Source organism: Pseudomonas kermanshahensis (genome assembly GCF_014269205.2).
Lineage (GTDB): Bacteria > Pseudomonadota > Gammaproteobacteria > Pseudomonadales > Pseudomonadaceae > Aquipseudomonas > Aquipseudomonas kermanshahensis.
Genome location: NZ_JABWRY020000001.1, coordinates 3292109 through 3316262 on the forward strand (window position 1 = coordinate 3292109; position 24154 = coordinate 3316262).

Consider the following 24154-nt stretch of genomic DNA (forward strand, 5'->3'; position numbering starts at 1 on the left):
CCCCAGCCTGGCTCGAAAGCGCAAGCAACCCATCCGACGTTGATGCTGGCGACAATGCCTGACAGTCGATGGCATCCACTTCGGCAGTCCCACGGCAGCTACCGCTACGTCATCGACGCAACGCCACGGCAGGTGTCCAGGCCACGCTGGTCGAGGCACCATCGTACACACCCTGAGCGATCGACCGACGGCAGCACCCTCGGCGGCCAGGTCAGTGCCAAGCGACCAACTGGTGACCTCATTCACAGCCTGATGCAGCCGGTGGCCGTCGACGAGCACGGCGAAACGTTCACCTAGCATGCGACACCGGGCTGGCGCAGATGATCACCATCGGCAGCCCGGCGCCAGTAAACACCAGCGGTAACGTAATCACTGGCGATGGCGGCGTGGGCGCCGACACGGACGTCGATAACCTTGACCAACCCACCGCGACCCAGCTCAAGGTCGATGGCGTGCGCAGCGGCCTGGAAGTCACTGGTGGCACGCTTACCCCAGTGGCCAACGGCGCGCCGGCCACTATCACCGGTACGGTTGGCCGCCTGGCCGACAACAGCCTGATCAGTGGCAACTTCGGGCAGTTGATCCTCAATGAGGACGGCAGCTACACCTTCGAAGTCAACAGCGCCGACCCAACCCTCCTTGCTTTGACGGCTGGGCAGAGCCTGGACGTGATCTTTACCTATCAGATTCACGACAGCGGTGGCCTGACCGATCAGGCGCAACTGGTGATCACTGTCACCGGCGTCAACGACCCACCCGTGGTCAACCCGGTCACGGTCGACGCCATCGAGGCCGGTGGGGTGAACAACGGCCAGCCGGGGCTCGACCCAAGCGGCAGCATCCGCAGCGCGTATACCGACCCCGATGGCGACACCCTGATCGTCAGCGCCGTGGTCAACCCAAATGGCATCAATGGCACACCGGGCCAAGCACTGGCCGGCAACTACGGCAGCCTGGTGTTGGATGCCCAAGGCAACTACCGCTACGTGGTGGACAACAGCAACGCTGCGGTCCAGGCCCTGCGCACCGATGCCGACCAACTGACCGAGGTGTTCCAGTACAGCGTCAGCGATGGCAACGGCAAAGTCGTCACGGCCACCTTCACCGTGGTCATACATGGCCGCAACGACACCCCCGTCGCAGCCGATGACAACGCCATTGCCATCGAAGCGGGCGGCACCAATAACACAACGCCTGGCCAGCAGGGCAGCGGCAACGCGTTGAGCAACGACAGCGACGTCGATGCTGGCGACAGCAAGACAGTCGATGGCATCTACTTGGGCACCCTCGCCGCGGGCGGCACGTTCATTGAGGTGTCTGCGGGCCCGACCCTGGTAGCCGGCACCTACGGCACCCTGAGCATCGATGCCAACGGCAACTACGTCTACACCGTCAACGACAGCCTGGCCACCGTGCAGGCGCTCAAGGCCGGCGAGCAACTGCGCGAAACGTTCACCTACCGCATGCACGACACCGACGGCGCCGCCGCCCAAGCGCAGATCAACATCACCCTCGAAGGCCGCTACGACACCCCAGTGGCCCACGACGACTTCGCCTACGCCGTGGCGGTGGACGACGATGGCAGCGGCGGGCGCAACCCCACCGGCAATGTGCTGAACAACGACACCGATGTCGATGCCAACGACAGCAAAGTGGTCACCGCCGTGGGCCTGGGCGAAGAAAGCAACAACCCGTCCCTCGACCCGTTGACCGGCAGCGCCACCGTCACCACAAACTACGGCACCCTCACCCTCAACGCCGACGGCAGCTACCGCTTCGTGGTCAACTCCAACGACCCCGACATCATTGCCCTCGGCCCGCTGGGCTTCGTCATCCAGCGCTATACCTACCAAGTCACCGACGGCGGCGGGCTGAGTGATACCGCGACCTTAACCGTCTTCATCCGCGGCGAAAACCAGCCGCCGATTGCCGGCCCCGACCAGGGCTTGGCCGTCGAGGCCGGCGGCGTCGACAACACCCTCCCGGGCAGCAACCCCAGCGGCAACGTGATGGACAATGACAGCGACCCGGACACCGTCAACATCCTGTTCCCGGAAACCCTCGAAGTGCTGGCGTTCTGGAGTGGCGACGGCCCGCTGCCGGGCAATGCCAGCCTGGTCGGGCAAACCCTGCGCGGCCAGTATGGCGACCTCACGCTCAATGGCGACGGCACCTGGCGCTACGTGCTGGACAACAGCCTGCAGGCCGTTCAGCAACTGCGCGCCAGCGGCCAGACCCTGGTAGACAACTTCACCTACCTGCTGGCCGACTTCTGGGGCGGCACTGCCAACGGCCTGCTGACCATCACCATCGACGGCCGCAACGATTACCCCGTGGCCAACGACGACACCGCTATCGCAGTGGAGGCCGGCGGCGTGAACAACGGCACGGCTGGCGTCGACCCCCGCGGCAACGTGCTGGATAACGACACCGATGTCGACGGCGTGCAGTACGGCGAGACCAAGACGGTGCTGCAATACACCGGCGAAAATGGCCAGACCGCGTCTGCCGGGCAGGTGCTGCAGGGTCTCTATGGCACGCTGCTGATCACTGCCGACGGCAGCTACCAATATATCGTCGACAATACCAACCCCACCGTGCAGGCCATGCGCAGCGCCGGCGAATCGCTGCGGGAGGTGTTCACCTACCGCATGCGCGACACTGCAGGCATCACTGCCGATGCCCGCCTGACCGTGACCATCCAGGGCGCCAACGACAACCCGGTGGCCCGCGACGACAGCAACACCGCCAGCGATCAGGTGCCGGCACCGCACACCAGCGGTAACGTGCTGCCCAATGACAGCGATGTAGACGGCGGCGACGGGCTGAGCGTGACCGGCATCCGCAGCGGCCAAGAGGCCGGTAGCGGCAATGTCGGCGTCATCGGCCAGCCCATCAAAGGCCAGTACGGCACTCTGGTGCTGAACGCCGATGGCAGCTACACCTACACCATCGACCTGAGCAACCGCGACGTGCTGGCGGCGGCCGGCCTGGGGCAGGTACTCAAGGACTACTTCACCTACACGCTCAGCGACCTGGCAGGAGCCACCGACCAGGCCCAGTTGACCATCACCCTGGATATCTCCACCCCTTACATCCCGCCAGGGCCATACGTGGACCGCGACAGCCACGCCGGGCTGTCGTCGCAGCCACTGCCAGACGTGACCCCAGCGATTTTCGTCGCACCGGTAGTGGAGCGGGTCGAAGAAACCTTGACGCTGTCCGCCTGGGGCGCCGACGGCAGCGATGTGCGCCTGTTCGCTACGCCCGAAATCGAAAGCCAGTCGCTTGGCAGCCAACTTGGCCAGGTCCATGGCCAGTTCGTTGCCCGCGCAGTGGCCGAGAGCCGGCGCGGCAGCGCGCAGGACCAGAACTGGGTCGACGGCCGCCACGGCGTCATCAGCCTGACCGCCGATGGCCTGCTGCCGGACCCTTCGCTGTGGGCACCGGTGCCCACTGACATGGTGGCGCCACCGGAGCAACCGCCACAGCCTGCGCGCGGCTTCCGTGCGCAATTGCGCGAAGCCGCCCAACGCCGCGGCAGCAATGCCCCATGAAGCTGATGCCTATTTCACGGAAGGATCAAGGACTGCCTATGTCAGTATCAACATTGAAAAGCCTGAGCACCTTCACCGCTGTCAGCATCCTGCTCAGCGCCTGCTCGGCCTTCGAACCCAAACCCTTCACCGAGGACGAAATGCGCCAGCGGGTGATCGAAGACCAGGCGCGGATGTACAAGGAACAGGAGCCGGTGAACGGGCCGATCACCTTCTACGAAGCCTCGGCACGGGCGTTGAAGTACAACCTCGACTACCGCCTGAAGCTGCTGGAAAGCGCGCTGGCGTCGGACCTGCGCGATGTCTCCAGCCACGAGATGCTGCCGCGCCTGGTCGCTTCGGCCGGTTACGCCGGGCGTAACAACGATTCCGGTGGCACATCGATCGGCATCGAGGACCGCCAGGTCAGCTTGCGCCCGTCTACCTCCGAAGAGCGCTACCGCACCCTTTACAGCCTAGGGCTGTCCTGGAGCCTGCTGGACTTCGGGGTCGCCTACTTCCGCACGCAACAGAAGAATGACCAGATGCTGATGGCCGAAGAGCGCCGTGAAAAGGTCGCGCAGAATGTGTTGCAGGACGTGCGCAACGCTTACTGGCGCGCACTTGGCGCGCAGCGCCTGCTACCCGAGGTAGATGGCCTGCTGATGCGTACTCACCGCGCCCTGACGGCGGCCCGGGAAGCCGAGGGCAAAGGCCTGCTGCCACGCCAGGACATCCTCGCCTACCAGCGCGCCCTGCTCGATTCGGTGTATATGCTCACCGTTCGCCGCCAGGACCTGGAGTTCGCCCGCGCCGAACTGGCCGCGCTGATGTCGCTGCCGCCCAATACCCGCATGGTCCTGGCCGATACCAGCGAACCGCCGCTGCCGCTGCTGAAAAGCAACGTCGAGCAACTGGAGCGCCTTTCACTGGAACGCCGCCCGGAAATCATGGAAGAGTGGTACCGCAAACGCGTGAGCATGAACGACCTGAAGATCGCCAAGGCCCAGCTGTGGCCTAACGTGAGTTTCAACTATGGCTACGAGTACGACTCCAACAAGTACCTGTACAACAGCGACTGGAACCAGACCGGTATCAATGTCTCGATGAACCTGCTGCGCCTGCTGCAGTACCCGGACATCACCGCAGCGGAGAAAAGCCAGGAAAAAACCGACGACATGCGCCGCACGGCCCTGTCGATGGCGATCCTCACCCAGGTCCGCGTTGGCCTGCTGCGCTACCAGTTGGCGCGCCAGGAGGTGGAGTTTGCCGACGAAAGCCTGCGGGTGGACCAGAGCCTGCTCAACTACGCCCAGTCGTCGCGCAGTGCCGCGCTGGGCAGCGAACTGGAACTGATCCGCGCCGAAGGCCGCCTGCTGCTGTCACGTTACCAGCGCGAAGCGGCCTACTCAGACGCCCAGGCTGCCTGGGGCCGGCTGTACAACTCGATCGGGTTCCAGGTCATGCCCAAGGAAATTGCCCAGCATGATGTAAAAGCCCTGGCTCGCGAGATCCAGAACACCGTTGAGCAACAGACCCGCGACAACCTGCTGGCCGCCGGCCAATAAGGCCTACATTGATGCAGAAACAGGCAGACTTGCCTGTTTCTGCATGCGCTCATCCAATTCCGACGAAGTTAGCGTCATCGTTACCCTGGAACTCATTGCGGCACGCACATTCGAACTCCGCTTCGGCGCGTGTCGAAAAGCTCAGGCTGAGACGCACCTTTTCTTGCGTATCGTAAAGGTCATAGCCCTCCCCCAAGGCACTGGGAAAACCAATGCGCCGAGGAAAGATCTCTTTATGGCGAGGTACCGCGGGAACCACAACGAAGCGCATGTGCATGATCAGCCCTCTCCGGCAGTTCTTTAGTATTAGTCTGCATATGGGAAAGACTCAAGCTGGCTCATGCAAAGAATGAGGTTAAACCCAAAAAGCTTAGGATTATTGGAGCCATAAATACCGGGCCGGCGGTTGTTCAGGCGTTTTGTCAGAATCCCCAACAATAAATGCACCAGCCAAGATTGCCTCGAAGTCACAACTGAACACAGACCTTCCTGTGTGTGAACAGAGGTATGCAGTCATGGCGAACAATCAAGACTGGGGTGCAAACCAAGGCGGCAACGCCAATACCGGTGCCGGCGATGCCGGTCAGAAAGGCGGCCAGGGTACCGGGGGCGACATGCCCGACAAACAGAAAGGCGGCCAGCAACCAGGACAGAAACCTGAAGACAAGATGAACAAGGACTGGGATCGCTCAACTGACACAGGGCGCCAAGGGGGGCAGCCCGGCACTGACCAAGCCAACCGCCAAGACCCCGCCGACAAGGGCCGTATGGGTGGCCAGGCCGAACACGGGGATGCTCAGCAACGGGATGAAGACCGCTGATGCCTTTGGCCCCGGGGTTGCACTACTGCCCTGGGGCTAAAGTTTGAAACGCACATGGATCGTGCTTTTTGCTTGCGCACGGTCAACTGTGATCGCCTGGTTGCCATAACCCGAATAGCTTTTGACCAAACGCATACCCAGGCCGGTACCCGTTGGTTTTGGGTAAGACTCCGGAAAACCATCGCCTTCGTCGGTTACGGTGATCAGCGCATGATCCCCTTGGCCACTCACGCTGACTTCCACCGTGCCTTTGCCATACTTCAAGGCGTTGGTGATGAGTTCGGAAATCACCAAACCCAGAGGCGCCATCCGTTCGGCGGGCAAGACGAACGTGTCCGCGTTGAGCAAGATTCTGCGCTCGGCCAAGGCTTTGCCCAAATCCCCCAATAACGCCGCAAGGTAGTCACAGGCCCGCACGGCTTGGGCCTCAGCGTTCTGATAAAGCCGCTCATGCACGCTGGCGATGGTCAATACCCGAGTCGCCGCCGTCTCAAGCTGCAGCTTTACCGCTTCATCCTGGGCCATGTTCGCCTGCAGCAACAGCAACGTGTTGACCAGGTGCAGGCTGTTTTTGACCCGGTGATGGATTTCTTCCAGGTACAGGTCGCTTTTGCTCAGCTTGATGTTCTGCGCGTCGATCAACGACAGCAACTGGGCTTCATGATGACGTCGCTCGGTGATGTCGCGTGAAACAGCGATCATCTTTTGAAAGTCCCCTTGCTCGCCAAAAATGGGCGCAACCGTCACGTCCCACCATTTCGGCTCGTGATGTTGGGTTGGGCAAAAGGCCTCAAACCGGGTCGACTCGCCGCCTGTGACTTTACTGATCGCTTCCAGCACCAGGTTTCGGGATTCGTCAGGCCAGAGCTGCGACCACGCCACACCGCGAACCTGGGCCAGGTCGCCGATGTGCATCAGGCACATGCCGGCATCGTTCATGAATTCTATGTCGCCGCTCGCGGACAGGATCTTCACGCAATCGGGGCTGGCGTTGAGCACGCTCTCCGAATAAGGGTCGGACGAATGCATCTCCGAGCTTGCAGAAATCCGCTCGACCGCCATGGAGATGACGTTGGAAATGCCCTCCAGGAACACCAGGTCGCTTTCGATGAAGTCTTCGCCATTGCTGCTGTCGGCTTCGAGCACGCCGAACGGGGCGGATGGCCCGCGAATGGGGACGTTGATCGCACGCTCGATGCCGTATTTTTTAAGCAGTGAGGGGGTTCTGAAGCGTTGCTCCTGGCCCAGGTGGTTGGACAGCACCGGCCGGTAGGTGGAAATGGCATAGCCTGCGGGGCTGGCGATGTCCCCGCCCACCGTGGCATGCCCGATGTCAGCTTCATCCCAACCCACACCATGGGACAGCAAAAACTCGTCGCTGTCCGCTATGGGCGTGAGCACTTTGGCAAATGGCGTCTCCATGCCCTTGGCCACGACATCGCACGCCAGCGTCAGCAGCGCATCCAGGTTAGACGACTTCAGTGACATGACGCCGTACTCGACGACCAGTTCGTGCTGCCGCCGCAGCCTGGCATGCGACTTCTGCAGCGCGGCGCGAATGGTTTCGTCGGGAGATTGATGCTGCATGGGGACTATTTCCAGAAACGAGATAAAGATGCACGCTGAAGCGCTTTCGCCAGTGCGTCAGCACTGTGGTTTACACCGCGCATTGCCCTGATGCAACAACGAAATCAGTCTAACCCCGCCGCTCATGCACGCCGAACACATGGCAGTTCATCTGTTCAACTCACCAAGATGGCCTGATGGTGTTCGATAGAGGGTATGGATACCTCCTCTCGCCGGGCGGCAAGCCACGCCCGCATGCGCTCGGTATCGAAAATCTGACCCTCCTCCATCATCACTAGAATGAGTGATTGAGACATTCTGTAACACCCGCATTGCGAGCAGCGTCGCTCTTCCCACCCGAGCGGGCATTCGACGGAATCAGCATGTCCAGCGCAAATCAGACAACTCATGAAGCCCCCTTATGCTCTTTTTGGCGTGGGAAGTTGTTTACAGGTCGACAGGATGGGTCGCATAACGGTTAAGCATGAGATTTTCATGCCAACTTTAAATTCCCTTTATGTCATGACCGCGCATCGAGTTGTTCGACTTGTGCTAGCCAAGGTTAAGCCGCACCTTGTCGAGCAGATCACCGATCTGGAACGGTTTGATCAACAGGTCCATCCCAGTGTCCAGAAACGCCTGCCGATCCAGCGCGGTCTCGGCATAACCGGTCATGAACAAAACCGGCAGCCCTGGGCGGTAAGTACGCGCCATGTCGGCCAGTTCGCGGCCACTCATGCCCGGCAGCCCGACATCGGTCAGCAACAACTCGATGTCGGCATCTTCGCGCAGGTGGTCCAGCGCTTGCTCGATGGTTTCGGCCAGGGTGCAGCGATAACCCGCGTCAGCAAGCACTTCTGCCACCGACAGGCGCACAGAGGCCATGTCTTCGACCACCAGCACATGCTCGCCAGCGCCGCGCTGGTCCAATTGTGGCACCTGTGCCTCACAGGTGACCTGGTGGCTGCTGGCCGGCAACATCAACGTCACCTCGGTCCCCTGCCCTAGCACGCTGCAGATCGACACATGCCCACCCGACTGGCGGGCGAAGCCATAGATGGTCGATAGCCCAAGCCCGGTCCCTTGGCCTACCGGCTTGGTGGTGAAGAACGGGTCGAACACCCGCTCCAGCACCTCCGGTTCGATGCCGCCGCCATCATCGCGCACGCTCACCGCCACATAGGGGCCGTCCTGCAGGTAAGGGTTGCCATGCGACCAGCTCGCCGCGGTGTTGACCCAGATATGCCCGCCTTTGGCCAGGGCATCGCGGGCGTTGATCACCAGGTTGAGCACCGCACTCTCTAGCTGGATCGGGTCGACCAGGGCGATGGTCGGCTCGCTGGAAAGCTCTAATACCAGCACGATCCGTTCGCCGATGGTGCGGGTGATCAGCTCTTCCAGCGAGCGCACGCGCTCGTTGATGTCCACCGGGCGGGTGTCCAGCGGCTGCTGACGGGCAAATGCCAGCAGCCGGTGGGTCAGCGAAGCGGCGCTCATGGCTGAACTGAGCGCGGCGTCTGCGTAACTCGGGATCTTTTCCAGACGGTTCTGCGCCACCCGTTTGCGGATCAGCTCCAGGCTGGTGATGATGCCGGTCAGCAGGTTGTTGAAATCGTGGGCGATCCCCCCTGTCAGGCTGCCCAAGGCGTCCATCTTTTGTAACTGCAGCAGTTGCGCCTCGGTCTGCGCCCGCTGGGCCATTTCTCGCGCCAGCTGGGTGTTGGCGTCATCCAGGCGTGCCAGGTGCGAGCGTTCGCGGTGGCGGTGTTCGGTGACGTCCTCGACGAACACCAGGCAGAACCCTGGCGCTCGGTAGGGCGAAAGCTGCCACTCGGTGTCCCGTGGCTGGCCGTGCACGCTCATGCCCAGCGTGCCACGCCAGCGCTGGCCAGCGGCCAGGTGCTGGCGCAAGGCGGCGATGGCGGTTTGCTGACCGTCGACAAAGCACTCCTGCAGCGCCTTGGGGTTACGGTTGTCTTGGGTCAGCTGGGCGAATGCATGGTTGCACTCATGCACCTTGAGCTCGGCATCGAGCACGGCGATGGGTGCTGAGACATTGGTGAAGATTTCCCGAAAGTTGGCCTCGCTTGCGCGCAGCGCCCGCTCGGTATCGCGCACCCGCATCAAGGTCCGCAGGGTCGCCACCAACACATCCGGGTCCACTGGATGCACCAAGTAAGCGTCGGCACCGGCGTCGAGCCCGGTAATGATGTCACCGGTCTGGATCGACGCCGCCGACACGTGAATCACCGGCAACAATGCAGTCTCAGGGTCCGCGCGCAGCAACCGGACGATATCGAAACCGCTCATGTCCGGCAGGTTGACGTCGAGGATCAGCCCGTCGATCTGCTCGCTGCCGATCATGGCCAGCCCCTCACCACCGGTGCCCGCCTCCAGCACCTGGTAGCCATGCAGGGCCAGGCGGCGACGCAGCGCATAACGCGTGGCGACGTTGTCGTCGACGATCAGCAGGCGAATGTCAGGGTTCATCAGCGCTCTCCTGGGCCAGCGCCAGCGGGATGATGACAAAGAACGACGACCCTTCGCCCGGCACACTGTCCACCCCTACTTCACCGCCCAGCAAGGCCGCGAAGCGCTTGCACAGTGACAAGCCGAGGCCGGTGCCGCGCAGGCGTTTCTGTAGCGGCGAGTCGATTTGGGCGAAGTCTTCGAACAGCCCGCCCAGCAGTTCAGGTGCGATACCGATGCCTGTGTCGCTGACCGCGAAGCGGATCTGGTCGTTGCCCTGCAAGTGCGCCGACACCCGCACTTCGCCACGGGTGGTGAACTTCAGCGCGTTGGAGATGAAATTGCGCAGGATCTGCGCCAGCTTCTTGTCATCGGTATACATCTTCGGCAGCCCGTGTGGCTCCTCAAAGATGAGGTCCACCGAACCCATGTCGACGATCGGGCGGAACATCCCGCGCAAGGCCGTGCCTCCTTTGTAGACCCGCGCCAGTACTACCGAGCCATGTGCATCGGTGTGCACATCGAACACTTGAGCCAGACGGCTGACAGCCCCCAGGCCGATACCCTGAGTGCCACCTGTGGAGTACCCATCGATCAGGCAGTTGGCCAGGTCGAAGCCGTGCCCGCGGTCCACAGTCAGTAACTCGATGCCAGGCTGGCCGCCATGGGCAAGCACGCGCAGGTGCAGCTCGCCGCATGCGGCATGCTTGAGCACATTGCTGGCAAGCTCGGTGGCGACGAGGGCTGCCCGGCCTGCATCAGCGGCGTCGAAGCCCTGCTGTTCGGCAAGTTTCTGCACCACACGTCGGGCGTGCCCGACCTGGCTGGCATCGTCGAGGCGCAGCACCTGGGTCAGGCTTGCGCTCAGGCTCATATCCATCGGGTGATCATTACCCGGGTACCTTGCCCAGGCGCGGTGTCCAGCTCGAATTCGTCGACCAGGCGTCGTGCACCGGTCAGGCCAAGGCCCAGGCCGCCGCCCGAGGTCCAGCCATCGGTCAGGGCCAGTTTGATGTCGGCAATGCCCGGCCCTTCGTCACGGAACACCAGGCGTACGCCAACGCGGCCGGCCTCTTCGATGACCTCCCAGTCCATGTCACCGCCCCCGCCGTACACCACCGTGTTGCGGGCCAGTTCACTGACGGCGGTGACCAGTTTGGTCAAGTCGACCAGGCGCATGCCGCAATCGCTGGCGATTTTTCGCGTCAATTGGCGGGCCAGCACCACGTCCTGCTCGATGCGTACCGGCTGGCTGCCACGCTCACGAAGGCTCATGAGTGGCCTACCCGCTTGCGCAACAGGTGCATGCCGCGGTCGACATTGAGCGCAGTGCTGACACCCGGCAGGGTCAGCCCTAACTCCACCAGGGTGATCGCCACCGCTGGCTGCATGCCGACCAGCACGGTCTCGGCATCCATGATGCGCGACAGCCCCGAGATAGTGGCAATCATGCGGCCGATGAACGAGTCGACCATGTCCAGTGCCGAGATGTCGATCAGCACGCCACGGGCCGAGGTGTGTTCGATGCGATCGGTCAGGTCGTCCTGCAGGCGCAGCGCCAGTTGGTCATGCATATCGACCTGGATGGTCACCAGCAGGAACTCGCCCATTTGCAAGATGGGGATTCGTTCCATGGGCTCAGCCCCGCTCGCCAGCAGCGGTACCCAGGCGCGCCAGCGCCAGCTTCAAGGCATCGGCGAGGTTGGACTTGGTGGTCAGCGTGCCCAGGTCCAGGCCCAGGTGCACGATGGTTTGCGCAATTTGCGGGCGCACGCCGCTGATAATGCAGTCGGCGCCCATGAGGCGGATGGCGGTCACGGTCTTGAGCAGGTGCTGGGCCACCAAGGTATCGACTGTTGGCACGCCCGTGATGTCGATAATGGCGATCTCGGAGCCTGTGTCGACGATGCGTTGCAACAGCGACTCCATCACGGTCTGGCTGCGATGGGAGTCCAGGGTGCCAATCAGTGGCAACGCCAGGACGCCTTCCCACAACTTGACCACGGGGGTCGACAGCTCCAGCAGCTCTTCCTGCTGACGCTTGATCACGGCTTCGCGATTCTTCTGGTAAGTGCGGATGGTGTGCAGGCCGAAGGCATCGAACAGCGACGAAATCTCCCACAGCTGCTCGGCCAGCAGCGCGGGCTGCTCGCGGTAATGGGTTTGCAGCAAGTTGAACAGCGGGCCCTTCAGCGCAAAGATGAAGAATGCCGTCTGATGGGACTCTTGGCCCACCTGGGCGCGGCTGGCAGACAGCTTCTCGAGGAAGCGGCGTGTCTCTTCCCAGCCTTCGGCAGCAATGTTGGTGCCGCTTTCATTGCGCAAGCCATCGACCACCAACTGGAGGAATTCACGGGTTTCCTGGCGCAGGTCCTGCTCGCGGATATTACGCGTCGCCCCGTTGGCTTCGAGTGAGGCGTGCCACTCACTCAGCAGCTGCGCCTGATTGCTGCCAATCGCTTCCAACGTACTGTTCTGCAGTGCTGCCATGTCGAGTTAGCTCCGTAAAATACGTGGCCGGTGCCCCATAATTCGTACCGGCTCCGAGAAGTGACATTTGCCGAGGGAAATAGTTGTGGCGACTGGCAATTAATTGCATTGCGCCATCGCACGTGCCGCTAACTCTAGGCCAAGCTTGCCTGGCGCGTTGCGAATCGAAGCCGCCTACACCGGCAACTCGGTGGTGAGCTTGATTTTCTCCATGGGCACTTCGGTTTTGACGTTTTGCACCACACTCAGGCTGGTCAAGTGAGCGATCTGGAAGCGGCGATAGGCCTCAAGGTCCGCGGCTACCACCCGCAACAGCAAGTCGCAGTCACCCGCCATGACGTGGCACTCCACCACTTCGGGCAAAAGCCGCACTGCTTCGACGAACTCATCGGTGGTGTCCTGGTCCTGGCGCTTGAGCCACACCCGCACAAACAAGGTCAGGCCCAGCGCTACCTTGGCCGGGTCCACCAGCGCCACATAGCGCTCGATAACGCCGGCTTCTTCCAGCAGGCGCACCCGCCGCAGGCACGGTGAGGGCGATAACCCCACCTGTTTGGCCAGCTCCTGGTTCTGTAGGCGGCCGTCGCGTTGCAGCGCCCGCAGGATACGTCGATCGATGGCGTCGAGCTTGATTGGCATTGAAAACCTTTGATTGGAATATTTCGGCAGCAGATGCCAAATACTCACGCCAGTAGAGCCACTACGCAACCCTATTTCAGCGATTCATTGGAATAATTTTCCCCCACTGGAGGTGACCATGAATGCCCTTGAATCCGTAGTTGAAGATCCCCCTGCAACGCCAGACCGCGAATGCCCCGCTGCCGCGACCACCGAATCGCCACCCCAATCGAGCCCGCGCACCGGCTCCACTTCGAGGGGGTGTCAGTGGGTGGCCTGGGTCAGCTTCATCACTCTCGGCGCGCTGATCGGGCCGCTGCTGGGTGACCTGCACCCCTACGGCTTGGACATGGCATTTGCCGCCGTCTTGCTGGTGCTGCTCAAGGGCCTGTGGAAAGGGGTGCACGCCGCCCTGCCCTGGCTGTTCAGCCTGGTGACTGCAGGGCTGTTCTACCTGCTGATTCCCGGTGGCGGGTACGTGCTGGCGGGCACGCTGGCCGGCCTGGTCAGCGCGTACCTGTGGGCAAAGCCATTCAGCCGGGTGCTGAACGCCGCCCCTGGCTGCGTGCTGGTTGCCGTGATCACGCCCGCCTTCGTTTCTGGCCATCCCGCAGACCTCATCGCCCTGGCACTTACCGCTTATGCCGCTTCACGGTTTTCAATCTTGCCAGTGATGCTGTTCGCCCTCGCCGTGACCGCTGCGCTGCGTACGCTACTGCCCGGCTGACGCCAGCTTGCCGGCAGCCGGCAAGCTGTCGAGAAATGCGGCAATTTGTTGGCTGCCACGCACGTGCACGACAGGCACCTGCGGCCCTTTCGCCAGGCGCTGCGCCTCGATGCCTGGGCGGTAGCCGCGATCGAAGTTCCACACGAAGTTCAGGAAGGTCAGAAACGCCCGGTCGAGTTTCTCTGTGCAACCGGCGGGTAGGTCTGGACGGGGCCGGTTCATGACGCTGCGCAGGATCACCCGGGTGAAACAGGTAAGCCGGGGCGTATCGAGCCAGATGACCAGGTCGGCACGGGGCAGGCGCAGGTCGAATGTGCGCCGGGCGTAGTTGCCTTCACACACCCAGCTGTCTCCTGCTGTCGCCTCGCCGACCCGCTGGCGGAACAGCTCGGCGTCCGGTTCGACCCAGCCGGGCTCCCAGAACAGGGTATCCAGGTGAACCACCGGCACGCCGAGCCGCTTGCCCACGGCACGAGCAAGGGTGGATTTACCACTGCCGGCATTTCCCAGAATCACAATCCGTTGCATGGCGGCTTCCTGTCGCGAAAAAAGCCGGCAATTGTGCAGGTTATGGAGGGGCAGTCCAATCCCTACACAAAAATAGACTTCATTGGTTTAGCCGGCTTCCATAGGACAGCACATAACTTATGGGTTTAGCAGGGACCTGTGGGAGCTGGCTTGCCAGCGATCACCGGCGAAGCCGGTGCCATGACTGGTCCTTACACCATGTGCATCTCGCGAATCAGCTTCTTGTTGATCTTGCCGATGCTGGTCTTGGGGATGTCAGTGACGAAGTGCACCTGCCGGGGGATCGCCCACTTGTTGATCTGGCCCCGGTCGACGAACTGCTTGAGGTGCGCCTCGAGCATCGGCTGGTCAAGGCTGTCACCGGGCGCGCGGACCACCAGGGCAATCGGCCGCTCACCCCACTGTTCATCGGGAAAGCGTTGTGTATCGACATAGGTCGACCAGCAACTGTTATGACTCTTTCTGAAGCCGAAAAGCGGAGCTGAAACCTACAGCACTGCTTCGTACAAAACCTAGAGCCCCACGTGCAACAGCACCAGCACCAGCGCCACCAAGAACACCGTCTCGCCAACCATCAGCAAAATCGGCTTGATGCCCACGGCGGCCAGCTCCTTGAGCTGAGTCTTCATGCCCAGGGCACTGATCGACACCACCAGGCACCAGCGCGACAGCTCGTTGCCCCCACCCTGCACGGCCAACGGCACCCACCCGGTGCTGTTGATGCAGGCCAGCGCCAGAAACCCCACCGCGAACCAGGGCAACAATGGCGGGCGCTTGCCTGCGGTGTCGGTACCCTGGCGGCGCGAGATCATGGCCGCGACAACAATCACCGGCACCAACATGGCGACGCGCATCAGCTTGACCACCGTGGCGGTGTCGCCGGTTTCGGGCGACATGCTGTAGCCCGCCCCCACTACCTGGGCGACGTCATGGATCGTCGCGCCAAGAAAGACCCCGGCAGCCTGTGGCGACAGGCCGAGCGCGTTGGCGATCATTGGGTAGAGGATCATCGCCAGGGTCGACAACGCCGACACACCGATCACGGTGAACAGCGTCGCCCGCTCTTTTTGCGGGTGGCTGGGCAACGCAGCGGCCAGCGCCAACGCCGCCGAGGCGCCGCAGATCGCCGTGGCGCCACCGGTGAGCATACCGAACAGGCGCTGGAACCCCAGGGCCTTGGCCGCCACCATCGACACGCCGATGGTCACCACCACCAGGATCACCACCAGTGCGACGGCCTTCCAGCCCAGGCCTGCCATCTGCTCCAGGGTGATGCGCATGCCCAGCAATGCCACGCCCAGGCGCAATACCGTGCGTGCGGTGAATTCGATGCCGGCTTTGCATTTGCCATCGCTGGCCAGAAAGTTCAGCGCCAGGCCTAGTAGCAGGGCGAACAGCATGACCGGCGCGCCATAATGCTCCGCCAGAAAGCTCGCCGCCCCAGCGGTAATCAGGCTGACGCTAAGCCCCGGCGCCAACTCCCACGCGCGGTGGTTGACCTGGGCAAGCGCAAGGGTGCTCATGACACCACCTCCTGGCCGGCGATGACGATAAAGACCTGGTCGCCCTCCACCTCCACCGGATAGCTGGCCACTTTGAGTGCCGTGGAATTGAGCAGGTAGCCACTGGCAAGGTCAAAGCGCAGGCCATGGGCGCGGCACTGGATCACGGCGCCGTCCAGTTGCCCGGCGCACAACGATGAACCCTGGTGCGGGCAGCTGTCGTCGATGGCCAGCAAACGCCCGTCGACATTGAACAGCGCCAGGCTTTTGCCCCCGTGTTCGAACAGCACACGCTCGCCGACGCCTGGCACACGCTGGGCCGGTACCTCGATACGCCCGTTCACGCCTGCACCCCCGCCGAACGCGACAGCGCCAGGTGCATGGCGTCGAGCAGTTGCTCTACCGGCTGGGCACCGAACACGCGCAGGTGATCGTCGAAGACGAAACACGGCACGCCCCTGCTGGCGATGTCGGCGCTGGCACTGATGAATGGCCGGCCATCAGCGCTCAGGCTCCCGGCCAGCGCGGCAGGCGTAAAGCCGCACTGTTCGGCGATGCGCAACAGGGTGTCGCGATCGCCCAAGTCTTCGCCCTCGCGGAAATACGCGGCAAACAGCCGCTCCAGCAGCGCCTCGACCTGTTGCTCGCTGCCCAGTTCGACCGCATGCAGCAGCAGGCGATGGGCGTCGGCAGTATTGGGCATGCACGCGATGCGGCTGAAGTCGATCAGCTCGCCCACGGCACGCGCAGCCTCCTGCACTTGCCCCTGGCGTTGCCGCACCGCCTCGTCGCTGCCCAGGCGGCGGCGGTAGAAGTCGGCGAACGGCTGGCCGGCTGCGGGCAGGTCGGGCAACAGCTGCACGCCGTGCCAGGCCAGGGTGACCTCGACCTCGGGCCGGGCTTCGCGCAACTGAGCCAGTGCGGTTTGCAGTTGCCGCTTGCCGATCAGGCACCACGGGCAGATGAAATCGAAATACACGTCAATCGACAGCGAATGCTTCACGTACGGGCCTCCAGTACGGGCTCGACAGGCGCTTGCGGGCTATTGCCACAGGCCAGGCGCGCCATGTCAGGGTGGTAGTGGCGCTTGGCGTAGAAAAACACCGCGGCGGCGGCGATGCTGATCAACGGCACCAGTTGAAAGGCGGCTTGCAGGCCGATCAGGTCGGACACCTTGCCGGTGATCAACGGGCCTGTGGCCAGGCCGAGCAGGTTGTTGCTCAGCGTCAGGGTGGCGAATGCCGTGCCATGCACCGTGTAGTGGGTCAGGTTGGCGACCATGGCACTGGACGGGCCATTGGTGCCTGCGGCAATCATCATGCCCAGGCAGATCAGCACCAGTTGCGGCAGGCCCGCCGGCATGGCGAAGGCCACTGACAGCAGCACGCAGCTGCCCAGGCAGTAGGCGATGGCCAGGCTGATCTTGCGATCAGGGCGATCGCGCCCCATGCGGTCGCACAACATGCCGCACAGCACGATGCCGACGCCGCTGCACAGCACGATGATTGCTGCCACGGCCCCAGCCCGGTCGGTGCTCATGGCGTAGTAGCGGTTCAGGTAGCTGGGAATCCAGACGATCACCGTGCCGCCGACGAACAGCTGCAAGCCGCTGCCGACATAGGCGCTGATCACCGAGCGGCTTGAATAGAGCGTGCGCAGCGGGCGCAATGCCTTCAAGGCGGCCTTGTCGGCGGCGCTCGCCCGATTTTTCGGGGCAATGCGCGCCCCGCGTACGATCAGCGGGTAGAGCAGCGCCAGGGCCAGGCCGAAAAACGCCATGCCGGCGAACGCCCAGCGCCAACCCAGGTGCTGGGCCATCACGCCGCCCAGGGCCATGCCCAGCACCGAGCCGAACATGCCACCGGCCATGAACGACCCGGCCAAGGTGGCACGCATCTCACGCGGGAACACCGCCACCACCACGGCAATACCGACGCTGCCATAGGCAGCTTCGCCGACACCGACCAGAAAGCGCGCGATGAACATCTGCTGGTAGTTTTCGGCAACTGCGCAGCCCAGCGTGGCCAGGCTCCACATCACCGCCATGAAGGTCAGGCTCTTGATGCGGCCGATGCGGTCGGCGAGCAATGACAGCGGAAAGGTCAGCAGCCCGACCATCAGGGCAACGATGCCGCTGAGCAGGCCGAGCTGGCTGTCGCTGAGCTGCCATTCCTGCTTCAACAGGGGGAACACGGCGTTGAGCACCTGCCGCGACATGTAGTCGGAGATCAACAGGCCGAAGGTCAGGGCAAAGACGATCCAGGCATAGCGCCGGGGGATGCCCAGTGATGTATCCGTGCCTGGGTCCGTCGCACCGGTGTGATAGGTGGCCATGCTGCCTCCTCGGGTATCTGGCTTGGGTTGTTTTTGTTGTTATGAACAAATGCCAAAATCTGTGCTGCGGGTACTGGCCTCATCGCCTCGCGTCAGACGCGCGCCCCTTGTAGGAGCAGCCTTGCGCTGCGAAGAGGCCGGTGAAAGAACCGCAGATCTTCGCAGTAATCACGGGCCTCTTCGCAGCACAAGGCTGCTCCTACAGGGAGTGAGGCCAGTGCCTTAGGCGCGCTGTGGCGCGCCCTTCTGGCCCGGCCGGCGGTTCGGCGCCATGCCGTTGGCCAGCAAGGTTTCCTCGACGGATGCGTACTGCTCGCCGATCCGGTAGATCGCCCGTGCTGTCCGACGGCGCCAGTGCTTGCGTGTTGATGAACGCGCGCCTGGCCGAGCAGCGCAACCTCAGGCCGCTGGGCCTGTACCGGGGCATCGCCGTGGCCGGCCTGGCGCCGGAAGAGATGGGCATCGGCCCGGTGTACGCGGTGCCGCGCCTGCTCAGGCAGCATGGGCTGAACGTCGACGATATCGGCCTGTGGGAGCTGAACGAAGCGTTCGCCTGCCAGGTGTTGTATTGCCGCGACACCCTGGGCATCGACCCTGAGCGCCTGAACGTCAACGGCGGCGCCATCGCCATTGGCCACCCCTATGGCATGAGCGGCGCGCGAATGGTTGGGCATGCGCTGCTCGAAGGTAAACGGCGCCGGGTGCGCTATGTGGTGGTGACCATGTGCGTGGGCGGTGGCATGGGGGCGGCGGGCCTGTTTGAAGTGCTGTGAACACAACCGGACCGCAAGGGCTCTCACCCCTGCCCACTCACTGAAAGATGAGGAACGCTCCATGCTAGCAACCCCTTTTTCCCTGGCCGGCAAGACTGTTTTGGTAACCGGCGCCTCCAGCGGCCTGGGTGCCCACTTCGCACGCTTGGCCCAGGCCGCTGGCGCCCGTGTGGTGCTGGCGGCGCGGCGGGTCGAGCGCTTGCAGGCGCTGGTCGAGCAACTTGAAACCCAGGGTGGCGAAGCGTTGGCCGTGGCGCTCGACGTCACTCAACGCGACAGTGTCGAACAGGCCTTCGACCAGGCCGAGGCCCGCTTCGGTGTGGTCGATGTGGTCATCAACAACGCCGGCATCGGCGACCCTGGGCGCTTTCTCGAACTGAGCGGGCAGGACTGGCAGCGCATGCTCTCGACCAACCTCGATGGCGTGTTTCATGTCGCCCAATGCGCTGGCCAGCGCCTGGTCAAGGCCGGCCGCGCCGGGAGCATCGTCAACATCGCCTCGATCCTGGGCCTGCGCGTAGGGGCCGGGCTGAGCCACTACTGCACGGCCAAGGCCGGTGTGGTGCAGTTGACCAAGGCCATGGCGCTGGAGCTGGCCCGCTACCGGATCCGCGTCAATGCCATCGCCCCCGGTTACTTCAAGACCGAGATGAACGAGGCCTACTTCGACAGCGAGGCCGGCCAGGGATACATCAAGGACCACGTGCCGATGCGCCGCCTGGGCCAATTGAGCGAGCTCGACGGACCACTGCTATTGCTGGCCAGTGACGCCGGTGCGTTCATGACCGGCAGCGTCCTCGCCGTGGATGGCGGGCACTTGGTCAACCCGTTGTAACAAGGAGCCTGCATGCCCACCGCCGCTTACCGGCCCCGGGTGGTCGCGCTGGTCACCCACTTGCGCTGCCCTGGAGCACCCAGCCCCATGGCCCGGCGGATCGAGCAGGTCAGCGCCGACTACCGGCAGCAGGCCCATGTCGAGGTGATGGAAACCACCCTCGGCAAGCTGCTGCCGCTGGCGCGCGAGCTGGAGAGGCGCCAGCAGGCCGACGTCATCCTGTGTTCCGGGGCCGCCGCCGACTACTTGCGCCAGCACCTGTCGACCTCGGTGCAGGCCCTGCACCTGGGCGAGCACGACCTGATCCGCGCCCTCGCCCTTGCCCATACGCGCACCCGGCGCGTCGGCGTGCTCAGCTTTGGCCACCCCCACCCCGGGCTGGCGGCGATGCAAGCGTTGCTCAACCTCAAGGTCCACGAGCACACCTATACCCGCCTGGAACAGGCCCGGGCGCAGGTCGCGCAGCTGGTCGCGGACGGCGTCCAGGTCATCATCGGGTCGCCGACGGTGTGCCAGCTGGCCGACGCGGCCGGTGCCCAGGGCGTGCTGGCCCTGGACAGCGACAGCCTGCGCCATGCGTTCGACAACCTGCGCATTCAGCCCCGGCGCAGCCGCAAGCCGCCTGCCGCGCAGCCATTCACGACGCGCTATCGTTTCGATCAGTTGCTGGGTGATGCCCCGGCGTTCCGCGCGACCGTGCAGCTGGCGCAGCGCTACGCCGCGACCGACGCGACGGTACTGATCACCGGCGAAAGCGGCACGGGCAAGGAGTTGCTCGCACAAAGCCTGCACCACGCCAGCGCCCGCCAGCAGGGGCCGTTCGTGGCGATCAACTGCGCGGCCCTGCCGGAGCCGCTGCTCGAGAGCGAGCTGTTTGGCTTTGAAGACGGCGCGTTCACCGGCTCGCGCAAAGGGGGCAAACCCGGCCTGATCGAGCTGGCGCACGGTGGCACATTGTTCCTCGACGAAGTCGGCGACATGCCCGCGCCGCTGCAAACCCGTTTACTGCGTGTGTTGCAGGAGCGCGAGGTGCTGCGCCTGGGTGGCTGCGCGCCAACACCGGTGGACATCCGCGTAATTGCCGCCACCCATTGCGACTTGCCAGCGCGCATCGCCAACGGGCAGTTTCGCGCCGACCTGTTCTACCGCCTGAACATCCTGCGCCTTGCCGTGCCGCCCCTGCGCGATCGGCTCCAAGACATCCTGCCCCTGTTCGAGGCGCTGCTCGCACGGCACGGTGCAACACCGCTCGTCACACCGCAGTTGCAACCCCTGCTGCCCCTGCTGCTGCGCCACCGCTGGCCAGGGAACATCCGCGAGCTCGACAACATCGCCGAGCGCGCCGCGCTGTGCGCCCAAGCCTTGGTGGGCGCCGATGGCATCGGCCTGGCCACGCTCTTCCCGGAATTTTTCGAGCATGTGCAGGCCGCCGCACAGCCGCTACCCGCTAGCGAGAACCTGCGCAGCCTGGGCAAGGCCGCCGAGGCGGCGCACGCCCGGCGCATGCTGGACAGCTGCGACGGCAACATGGACCAGGCTGCGCGTTGCCTGGGTGTCAGCCGCAGCACCCTGTGGCGGCGTTTGCGCGCATCCTGCGGATGACTTATCGCGAGGCGCCCGATACCCTTGGCCTCTGGTGGCCTGACGGTTTTGGGCCCAATCCTTTTTGCGCAGACGAGCATGTCATGAAAACCGCCGCAGGTTTGCTGCTGTCGGCCATCGAGCTGGACCGTGCCAGTGCCATCCCCCTGTACCGCCAGCTGTACCTGCAGATTCGCAAGCAGATACTCAATGGCAGGATCCAGGGTGGCGTGCGCCTGCCCTCGACCCGCACCTTGAGCAACGAGTTGGGGTTGTCGCGGATCACCATTCTCAATGCGTTCGATCAATTGATTGCCGAAGGCTTCCTGGCCTCGCGCACCGGCGCCGGCACCTATGTCGGCACGGAATGGGAAAGCCGCGGCAGCGAGCCCGAGCAGCCCCAGCCGCCGCCGCGCCTGTCCGACCTGAGCCAGTCGATGCTGTCGCTGCGCAGCGATCATTTTCGCGGCGTCTCGTACACCGACTGGGACCCGGCCACCCCGACCTCGTTCCTGCCCAGCCACAGCACCTACGAAGCCTTCCCCCAGGCGATATGGCGGCGGCTGATGAACCAGCACCTGCTGAAGCCCACCAAGGCGATGCTGGGCTACGGCGAGCTGCAAGGTTTGCAGGCCTTGCGCAGCGCCATTGCCGAGTATGTGTTCGATGCCCGTGGCATCGACTGCGATGCCGGGCAGGTGGTGATCGTGTCTGGCGCCCAGCAAGCGTTCAACTTGCTGGGCATGTTGCTGCTCAACCCCCAGGACAGTGTATGGATGGAAGACCCGGGGCATATCGCCGCGCGCATTGCTTTGCAGGCGCAAGGGGCGCGGGTGACCGCGTTGCGTGTCGATGAACACGGGATCGACGTGGAGCAAGGCCTGCGCGAATGCCCTGAGGCCCGGTTGGTGTTCTGCACCCCCTCGCGCCAGCACCCGCTGGGCGTCACCTTGAGTTACGCGCGGCGCCAGGCCTTGATCGACTGGGCCGCGCAACAACAAAGCTGGATCATCGAAGACGATTGCGACAGCGAGTTCCGCTACAGTGGCCGCCTGCTGCCCGCCCTGTATGCCCTGGACCAGATGGCCCGGGTGATCTATGTCGGCACCTTCAGCAAAGTGCTGTTTCCGTCACTCCGGCTGGGCTACGTGATCCTGCCGCCGGCGCTGGTCGGACCCTTCTGCACCCTGCGTGCGGTCATGGACCGGAGCCCGCCCACACTGCTGCAGGCCACCACCGCTGACTTCATGGCGCAAGGCCATTTCATTGGCCACATCCGCCGCATGCGCGCGTTGTACAAGGCACGCCAGCAGGCCTTGATCGCACAGCTCGAACAGCACATGGGCGGCTTCTTCACCCTCACCCCGGCCGATGCGGGCATGCACCTGATCGCCTGGCTGCCCCCTGAGCTCAACGATGCCGACATCGCCCGGCAACTGGCTGAGCACGGCATCCACACCTACCCCTTGAGCGACTACAGCATCCAGCATGCGCAACCGCCTGCGCTGCTGATCGGCTTTGCCGGCACGCCGGAAAACCAGGCCGCAGCACGCGTCCAGGCACTGGCCCAGGCCTTGCGCACACTGGGGTACCTGCCCGCAAACACCTGAGGCCAGGCAAGTGGTCCTATCGATTGGCGGATAATGGATCTATCGAACGTTCCTCACTGGCGCGATAAAGGTTGCGCCGGTAGACCCCGGCGTCTGAACCAGGAACGACGCTAATGAACAATAAGATCCAGGAACGTTTCAACGCCTTGCTGAGCCACAACGTGGTGGAACAGGCGCCAGCCCCCGTGCTGACCCAGGCACTGGCCCAGCGCTTGCTCGAACGCCTCGGGCAACTGCGCCTTTTTGCCCATGCCTACCCGCTGCTGACCAACCTCACCCACGGCCGGGTCACCCCCGCCGACCTGCTCGACTTCGCCTATCGCCATGAGTTGCAAGGCCTGAGCCTGCACGTGCTCGACGGCGAGCAGAACAGCCTGAGCCAGATGACACCCGCCCAGCTTCAGGCATTTGCCGACAAGGCCAAGGCGCTGGGGCTGGACGTGCATGTGGAAATCAGCAGCACGCTGAAAAAAGACGTCGACCAGGTGATCGCCATCGCCAAGGCCCTGGGGGTGTGCAACATCCGCGTCTACTCGCGTTACGAGGGCCCACTGTCGCGGGTCATGGACATCATCGAGAGCGACCTGCACTACCTGGCGCAACAGGCCGACGCCCACAACCTGTACTTTGACTTCGAGCAACACGAAGAGCTCAAGAGCGACGAGATCGCCCAGTTGCTCAAGCGCCTCGACCACCCTCGCCTGCATGCCCTGTTCGACTTTGGCAACATGATCAATGCCTGCGAACAACCCCTGCAGGCCCTGCGCAACCTGGCGCCGCACATCCGCCAAAGCCACCTCAAGGGTGTGCGCATCGTGGCCGAACACAACGGCTTCGGCCATTACGGCGTGCTGCAAGGCAGCGCCGATGACGACCTGCCCAATGCCCGCATGCTGTTCGAGCTGCTGATGCTGGGCGACACCGCCCCGCAGGTGATCGCCTTCATCCTCGAGCAGGAAAACCACTACGTGGCCCCGGCCTTCCGCCAACAGCAGGAAGCGGCCGACCCCTTCATCGCGTATCGGGAAATGAGCGACACCCCCCTGCCGGCCGGCTTCACCCTGGAGCGCATGCTGGCTGACGAACACCGTTGGGCGAACAACCAGGTGGCCTACGTGCGCGGCCTGCTGAACGAGTTTCGCACCCTGGCCGAGCTGACCTTGGCCAACGCTTGAACCTGGCGACCCGACTACCTG

At 63.6% G+C, this 24154-nt stretch carries 21 protein-coding genes and 4 pseudogenes; 10 read left to right on the top strand and 15 right to left on the bottom strand.

The window, feature by feature from the left end:
• Positions 1-54: 54 nt before the first annotated feature.
• The 3 genes and pseudogenes from HU764_RS14935 to HU764_RS14945 all read left to right on the top strand — a co-directional run bounded on the left by HU764_RS14935 (position 55) and on the right by HU764_RS14945 (position 5104).
• Positions 55-297: a hypothetical protein gene (locus tag HU764_RS14935; RefSeq protein WP_217835008.1), complete on the top strand. Its 243-nt coding sequence runs from the start codon at positions 55-57 to the stop codon at positions 295-297.
• A gap of 35 nt (positions 298-332) precedes the next feature.
• Positions 333-3557, top strand: a pseudogene (locus HU764_RS14940) (VCBS domain-containing protein); the annotation flags it as partial.
• A 38-nt stretch (positions 3558-3595) separates the two neighbouring features.
• Positions 3596-5104 (top strand): TolC family protein, encoded by a 1509-nt coding sequence (locus HU764_RS14945; RefSeq protein ID WP_186703384.1) that lies wholly within the window; start codon positions 3596-3598, stop codon positions 5102-5104.
• Positions 5105-5153: 49 nt separating this feature from the next.
• Here HU764_RS14945 and HU764_RS14950 read toward each other — a convergent pair whose 3' ends face one another.
• Positions 5154-5387, bottom strand: a complete 234-nt coding sequence (locus tag HU764_RS14950) for a hypothetical protein (RefSeq protein ID WP_186703479.1) — start codon at positions 5385-5387, stop codon at positions 5154-5156.
• Between the two features lie 232 nt (positions 5388-5619).
• Between HU764_RS14950 and HU764_RS14955 the strand changes: the two genes are divergently transcribed.
• Entirely contained in the window at positions 5620-5925 is a 306-nt protein-coding gene (locus HU764_RS14955) for a hypothetical protein (RefSeq protein ID WP_186703385.1), read from the top strand.
• Positions 5926-5961: 36 nt separating this feature from the next.
• On the opposite strand, the gene HU764_RS14960 is transcribed toward HU764_RS14955, so the two are convergent.
• The 7 genes from HU764_RS14960 to HU764_RS14995 form a co-directional block, all read right to left on the bottom strand.
• Positions 5962-7512, bottom strand: a complete 1551-nt coding sequence (locus tag HU764_RS14960; RefSeq protein ID WP_186703386.1) for a sensor histidine kinase — start codon at positions 7510-7512, stop codon at positions 5962-5964.
• Between the two features lie 531 nt (positions 7513-8043).
• A complete protein-coding gene (locus tag HU764_RS14965; protein ID WP_186703387.1) occupies positions 8044-9981 on the bottom strand; it encodes a response regulator in 1938 nt (645 codons plus the stop codon).
• Entirely contained in the window at positions 9971-10840 is an 870-nt protein-coding gene (locus HU764_RS27740) for an ATP-binding protein (RefSeq protein WP_225935659.1), read from the bottom strand. The genes HU764_RS14965 and HU764_RS27740 overlap by 11 nt, the downstream gene beginning before the upstream one ends.
• Positions 10831-11235, bottom strand: a complete 405-nt coding sequence (locus HU764_RS14980) for an anti-sigma regulatory factor (protein WP_027596406.1) — start codon at positions 11233-11235, stop codon at positions 10831-10833. Before HU764_RS14980 ends, HU764_RS27740 begins: the two co-directional genes overlap by 10 nt.
• Complete coding sequence (locus HU764_RS14985) at positions 11232-11594, bottom strand: STAS domain-containing protein (RefSeq protein ID WP_027596405.1); 363 nt, start codon at positions 11592-11594, stop codon at positions 11232-11234. The genes HU764_RS14980 and HU764_RS14985 overlap by 4 nt, the downstream gene beginning before the upstream one ends.
• Positions 11595-11598: 4 nt before the next feature.
• Positions 11599-12450 (bottom strand): STAS domain-containing protein, encoded by an 852-nt coding sequence (locus tag HU764_RS14990; RefSeq protein WP_186703388.1) that lies wholly within the window; start codon positions 12448-12450, stop codon positions 11599-11601.
• 174 nt (positions 12451-12624) lie between these two features.
• Positions 12625-13089: an Lrp/AsnC family transcriptional regulator gene (locus HU764_RS14995; RefSeq protein ID WP_081717555.1), complete on the bottom strand. Its 465-nt coding sequence runs from the start codon at positions 13087-13089 to the stop codon at positions 12625-12627.
• A gap of 118 nt (positions 13090-13207) precedes the next feature.
• Here HU764_RS14995 and HU764_RS28130 point away from each other — a divergent pair, with 118 nt between their 5' ends.
• On the top strand, positions 13208-13795 hold the full coding sequence (locus HU764_RS28130) for a hypothetical protein (protein ID WP_225935660.1): 588 nt from the start codon (positions 13208-13210) through the stop codon (positions 13793-13795).
• Here HU764_RS28130 and HU764_RS15010 read toward each other — a convergent pair.
• The 7 genes and pseudogenes from HU764_RS15010 to HU764_RS15040 all read right to left on the bottom strand — a co-directional run.
• Entirely contained in the window at positions 13781-14323 is a 543-nt protein-coding gene (locus tag HU764_RS15010; protein WP_186683095.1) for a P-loop NTPase family protein, read from the bottom strand. The two genes, HU764_RS28130 and HU764_RS15010, sit on opposite strands and share 15 nt — an antisense overlap.
• Positions 14324-14514: 191 nt before the next feature.
• Positions 14515-14733: pseudogene (locus tag HU764_RS15015) on the bottom strand (AMP-binding enzyme); the annotation flags it as partial.
• A 102-nt stretch (positions 14734-14835) separates the two neighbouring features.
• A complete protein-coding gene (locus tag HU764_RS15020; RefSeq protein WP_186703389.1) occupies positions 14836-15846 on the bottom strand; it encodes a YeiH family protein in 1011 nt (336 codons plus the stop codon).
• Entirely contained in the window at positions 15843-16169 is a 327-nt protein-coding gene (locus HU764_RS15025) for a Rieske 2Fe-2S domain-containing protein (RefSeq protein WP_186703390.1), read from the bottom strand. Before HU764_RS15025 ends, HU764_RS15020 begins: the two co-directional genes overlap by 4 nt.
• Positions 16166-16828 (bottom strand): DsbA family protein, encoded by a 663-nt coding sequence (locus HU764_RS15030; RefSeq protein ID WP_186703391.1) that lies wholly within the window; start codon positions 16826-16828, stop codon positions 16166-16168. Before HU764_RS15030 ends, HU764_RS15025 begins: the two co-directional genes overlap by 4 nt.
• The gene (locus HU764_RS15035) at positions 16825-18159 is read right to left on the bottom strand and encodes an MFS transporter (RefSeq protein ID WP_186703392.1); all 1335 of its coding nucleotides are present in this window, start codon (positions 18157-18159) and stop codon (positions 16825-16827) included. Before HU764_RS15035 ends, HU764_RS15030 begins: the two co-directional genes overlap by 4 nt.
• A gap of 222 nt (positions 18160-18381) precedes the next feature.
• A pseudogene (locus HU764_RS15040) lies at positions 18382-18504 on the bottom strand (3-keto-5-aminohexanoate cleavage protein); the annotation flags it as partial.
• Between HU764_RS15040 and HU764_RS15045 the strand changes: the two are divergent.
• The 5 genes and pseudogenes from HU764_RS15045 to HU764_RS15065 all read left to right on the top strand — a co-directional run.
• A pseudogene (locus tag HU764_RS15045) lies at positions 18492-18932 on the top strand (thiolase family protein); the annotation flags it as partial. The pseudogenes HU764_RS15040 and HU764_RS15045 overlap by 13 nt on opposite strands.
• Positions 18933-18993: 61 nt before the next feature.
• The gene (locus tag HU764_RS15050) at positions 18994-19767 is read left to right on the top strand and encodes an SDR family NAD(P)-dependent oxidoreductase (protein ID WP_027596379.1); all 774 of its coding nucleotides are present in this window, start codon (positions 18994-18996) and stop codon (positions 19765-19767) included.
• 12 nt (positions 19768-19779) lie between these two features.
• Positions 19780-21369 carry a sigma 54-interacting transcriptional regulator gene (locus tag HU764_RS15055; protein ID WP_186703393.1) on the top strand — a complete coding sequence of 530 codons (1590 nt, stop codon included), beginning with the start codon at positions 19780-19782 and terminating at the stop codon, positions 21367-21369.
• A gap of 83 nt (positions 21370-21452) precedes the next feature.
• On the top strand, positions 21453-22958 hold the full coding sequence (pdxR, locus tag HU764_RS15060; protein WP_186703394.1) for a MocR-like pyridoxine biosynthesis transcription factor PdxR: 1506 nt from the start codon (positions 21453-21455) through the stop codon (positions 22956-22958).
• Positions 22959-23071: 113 nt separating this feature from the next.
• Entirely contained in the window at positions 23072-24133 is a 1062-nt protein-coding gene (locus HU764_RS15065) for a sugar phosphate isomerase/epimerase family protein (protein ID WP_186703395.1), read from the top strand.
• The last annotated feature ends 21 nt before the right edge of the window (positions 24134-24154 follow it).